General features: G+C 68.4%; 1 protein-coding gene. It reads right to left on the bottom strand.

What is annotated here, in order from left to right; translation table 11 throughout:
• A partial coding sequence (locus ACIQNG_RS39045; RefSeq protein WP_401492009.1) for a beta-ketoacyl synthase N-terminal-like domain-containing protein occupies nucleotides 1-4518 on the bottom strand: 4518 nt, incomplete at both ends.

Below are 4518 nucleotides of genomic sequence, written 5' to 3'. Positions count from 1 at the left end.
GTGGATGCGGTTCGGGTGTTCGTTCTGTGCGGTGCGGGTCAGGCCCCAGAGGGGGGCGTGGGCCAGGTGGATGTCTTCCGTGGGGCTGGTGGCTATTGCGCCCTGGGTGAGGATGACGAGGCGGCGGTCGGTGTCGTCGTTGGTGGACAGCCACTGCTGGAGGTGAGTCAAGAGTGCTTCTGTCGCGGCATGTGCTGCTGCGGGGTTCTGGTCGTCCAGGTCGACTGGGGCCGTGTAGATGTCGAACTCGTCCTCGTCCACACCTTCGCCGCTTGCTTCAACCGGCTTCCAGGTGAGGTGGAAGAGGCTGTTGCGGGTGCTCGTGCCGGGGCTTTTGTGGAGTGTGGTGGGGTCGATGGGGCGGGTGGCGAGGGTGTTGACGGTGGCGACGGGTGCGCCGGTGGGGTCCCAGGCCCGGACGGTGATGTCGTTGCCGGTGGTGGTGAGGGTCACGCGGAGGTGGGTGGCGTTGGTGGCGTGGATGGTGACGCCGGTCCAGGCGAACGGCAGTCGTACGTCACTGTGCGTGCTGCTGTTGGTGGTGGCGAGGGGGTGGAGGGTTGCGTCGAGGAGGGCCGGGTGGATGGTGTGTCCGGTGGGGTCGGTGTCTTCGGGCAGGGTGACTTCGGCGTGGAGGGTGCCGTCGGTTTGTGACCAGACCGCGGTGACGCCCTGGAAGGTGGGGCCGTACTCGTAGCCCGCCTCGGCCAGGTGCTCGTAGAGGGTGGTGGCGTCGACCGGTTGTGCCCCGGTGGGTGGCCATTGTGTGATGGGCTGGGTGGGTTCGTCTGTGGTGGTGAGGGTGCCGGTGGCGTGGCAGGTCCACTCGGAGTCGGTGGCGTCCGGGTCATCCGTGTGGGGGCGGGAGTGGATGGTGATCTGCTGCCCGTTTGCCTCGGAGACCGTGGTGATCTGGAGGTCGCGGCTGGTCGTGTCGTCCAGGATGAGTGGTGTGTGGAGGGTGAGTTCTTCGAGGTGGGTGGTGCTGGTGTGGTCTCCGGCGTGGAGGGCGAGGTCGACGAGGGCGGTTCCGGGGAGGAGGACGGTTCCGGCGACGGCGTGGTCGGCGAGCCAGGGGTGGGTCTTGAGGCCGATGCGGCCGGACAGGACGGTGCTGTTCGAGTCGGCGAGCTGAGTGATGGTGCTGAGCAAGGGGTGTTCGACTGCGGTCAGTCCGAGGTCGCCGGCGTTGGTGATGTGGGTGGGGGTGTGGAGCCAGTAGGGCTGGTGCTGGAAGGGGTAGGTGGGGAGGTCGAGGTGGGTGGGTTGCTGGGGGAGGTGCTGGGACAGGTCGATGGTGTGGTGGTGGGTGTGGAGGGTGGTGAGGGTGGTGAGGAGTCGGGCGGTGGTGTCGTGGTGGCGGGTGAGGGTGGGGTGGTGGTGGGCGTCGGCGGGGTGTGCGCCGAGGGTGTCGGTGAGGGCTGCGGCGAGTACGGGGTGGGGGCTGGTTTCGATGACGGTGTGGTGGCCGTCGTCCAGGAGCTTGAGTGCTGTTGCGTGGAAGTGGACGGGGTGGCGGAGGTTGTCGATCCAGTAGGTGGCGTCCAGGGGTCGGTCTTCGGGCAGGAGGCCGCCGGTGTGGGTGGAGTAGAAGGGGATGGTGGGTGTGGTGGGCTGTATGCGGGCGCGCTCGGTGAGGTCGGTGAGGATTGTTTCCCGTAGTGCTTCGACGGCTGGGGTGTGGGAGGCGTAGTCGACGGAGATCAGTCGTGCCCGGATGCCGCGCTGCTGGTGGCTTTCCACGAGTGTTGTGAGGGTGGTGGTGTCGCCGGCGAGGATGGTGGTGGCGGGTCCGTTGACGGCGGCCAGGTGGACGCCGTCGGGGAGTTCCGTGAGTGCGTCTGCGGGGAGCGGGAAGGACGCCATGGTTCCTGTTCCGGCGAGCTGGCGCAGGGCCTGGGCGCGCAGGGTGACGACTGCGATGGCGTCGGGCAGAGTCAGCGCCCCGGCGATGTGGGCGGCGGCGATCTCACCCTGGGAGTGCCCGATGACCGCGTCCGGTCGTACGCCGTAGTGTTCCAGGAGCCGGGCGATGCCGGTCATGACCGCGAAGAGGGCCGGTTGGACCACTTCCACCCTGGCCAGGGCGTTCTCGTCGTCGCTGGTGAGGGTGTCGAGGAGGTTCCAGTCGCACCAGCGGGACAGTTCTTCCTGGCAGGCGGCCAGGTGCGCGGCGAAGAGCGGCTCCTCGGCGGCGAGCCGTCGTCCCATACCGGCCCATTGCGAGCCCTGGCCGGGGAACACGAACGCGGTTTTGCCGGGTGAGGTGGTGCCGGGGCCGATGACGAGGGCGGGATGACCGCTGCCCTCCGCCAACGCCGTCAACGCGGCGCGCAGCTCATCGGTGTTGTCCGTGACGATCCCTGCGCGGTGTTCCATCTTCGCCCGCGCGGACCACAGGCGGGTTGCCAGTGGGGCGACTTCTGCCTCGGGGTGGGTTTCGAGGTAGGTGGCCAGTTGGCGGCCTGCTTCGGCGAGGGCTTGCGGGGTTCGTGCGGAGATGATGACCGGTACCGGCCCGGCGTGCTGTTCCTGCGGCTGTGTCTCGGCGAGTTCCGGTGCCGCCTCCAGGATGACGTGGGCGTTGGTCCCGCTCATACCGAACGACGACACCGCCGCCCGCCGCGGCTCACTCGTCTCCGGCCAGGACCGTGCCTCCGTCAGGAGAGCGACATGGCCCGTGGACCACTCCACGTGAGTCGATGGCTGATCAACGTGAAGGGTTTGCGGGAGTCGGCCGTGCCGTATCGCCTGCACCATCTTGATGACACCGGCGACGCCGGCGGCGGCTTGGGTGTGGCCGATGTTGGACTTCACCGACCCCAGCCACAGCGGCCGTTCGGCGGAGTGGGCGCGTCCGTAGGTCGCCAGCAGCGCCTGTGCCTCGATGGGGTCGCCGAGGGTGGTGCCGGTGCCGTGGGCTTCTACGGCGTCGATCTGGTCGGCGGTCAACTGTGCGTTGGCGAGGGCTTGTTCGATGACGCGTTGCTGGGAGGGTCCGTTGGGTGCGGTGAGGCCGTTGGAGGCGCCGTCCTGGTTGATGGCTGAGCCGCGGAGTACGGCGAGGATGGGGTGGCCGTTGCGCTGGGCGTCGGAGAGGCGTTCGAGGAGGACGAGTCCGGCGCCTTCTCCCCAGCCGGTGCCGTCGGCGGCGTCGGCGAACGGCTTGCAGCGGCCGTCGGGAGCCAGTCCGCGCTGACGGGAGAAGACCTGGAAGGTGCCCGGCGTGGCCATGATGGTGGCACCACCCGCCAGAGCCATGTCGCACTCACCCTGGCTGAGGGATTGGGCCGCCAGGTGCAGAGCGACCAGGGATGAGGAGCAGGCCGTGTCCACTGTCAGGGCCGGGCCCTCCAGCCCGAACGTGTACGCCACCCGACCCGAGGCCACACTGCCCGAACTACCCGTGGCGATATAGCCCTCCAGCCCCTCCGGGTTCTGGTTCAGCCGCAGCAGATAGTCCTGCGAGATGACTCCGGTGAAGACGCCGGTGTTGGTGCCTTTGAGGGTGGTGGGGTCGATGTCGGCGTGTTCGAAGGCTTCCCAGGCTGTTTCGAGGAGGAGGCGTTGTTGGGGGTCGGTGGCGAGGGCTTCGCGGGGGTTCATGTGGAAGAAGTCGGCGTCGAACTGGTCGGCGTCGTGGAGGAAGGCGCCGTGGCGTGTGTAGGTCTTCCCGGTGGCGTCCGGGTCGGGGTCGTAGAGGTTCTCCAGATCCCAACCGCGGTTGGTCGGCAGATCGCCGACGGCGTCGACACCGGCGTTGACGAGATCCCACAGAGCCTGCGCATCGCGAACTCCGCCGGGGTAGCGGCATGCGGTGGCGATGATGGCGATGGGGTCGGTGGTGGTGTTGGTGGTGGGGGTGGTGTGGGTGGTGGTGGGGGTGTGGGTCGGGGTGTTGAGGAGTTGGTTGAGGAGGTGGGTGGTGAGGGTTTGGGGGGTGGGGTGGTCGAAGATGAGGGTGGCGGGGAGGCGTTGGTTGGTGGTGTTGGTGAGGCGGTTGCGGAGTTCTACGGCGGTGAGGGAGTCGAAGCCGAGGTCTTTGAAGGGGCGTTGGGGGTCGATGGCGTCGGGTGTGTTGTGGCCGAGGACGGCGGCGATGTTGCTGCGGACGAGGTTGAGCAGGCGGTGGTGGCGGTCTGTTTCGGGGAGTGTCGCGAGTTCTTGGGCGAGGGCGCCGGCGGTGGTGGGGGAGTGGGTGGCGGCGGTGCGTCGTCGGGTGGGGTGTGGTGTGAGGTCGTTGAGGAGTGTGGGGGTGGTGTGGGTGGTGCGGAGTGTGTGGGGGGTGAGGGGGAGGCAGAGGTGGTGGGGTCGGCCGGTGGTGAGTGCGGTGTCGAGGAGGTGGAGGGCGTGGCTGGTCTCCAGGGCTTGTGCGCCGTGGGTGACCTTGCGGACTTCGGTGTGGGTGAGGTGTTGGGTGAGGTTGGTGGTGTGTTTCCAGTAGCCCCAGGCGAGGCTGGTGGCGGGTTGGCCGTGGTGGTGGCGGTGGTGGGCGAGGGCGTCGAGGTAGGTGTTGGC

Source organism: Streptomyces sp. NPDC091377 (genome assembly GCF_044757045.1).
Lineage (GTDB): Bacteria > Actinomycetota > Actinomycetes > Streptomycetales > Streptomycetaceae > Streptomyces.
The sequence above is the reverse complement of the archived record's forward strand: the minus strand, read 5'-3'. Positions and strand labels throughout refer to the sequence as shown.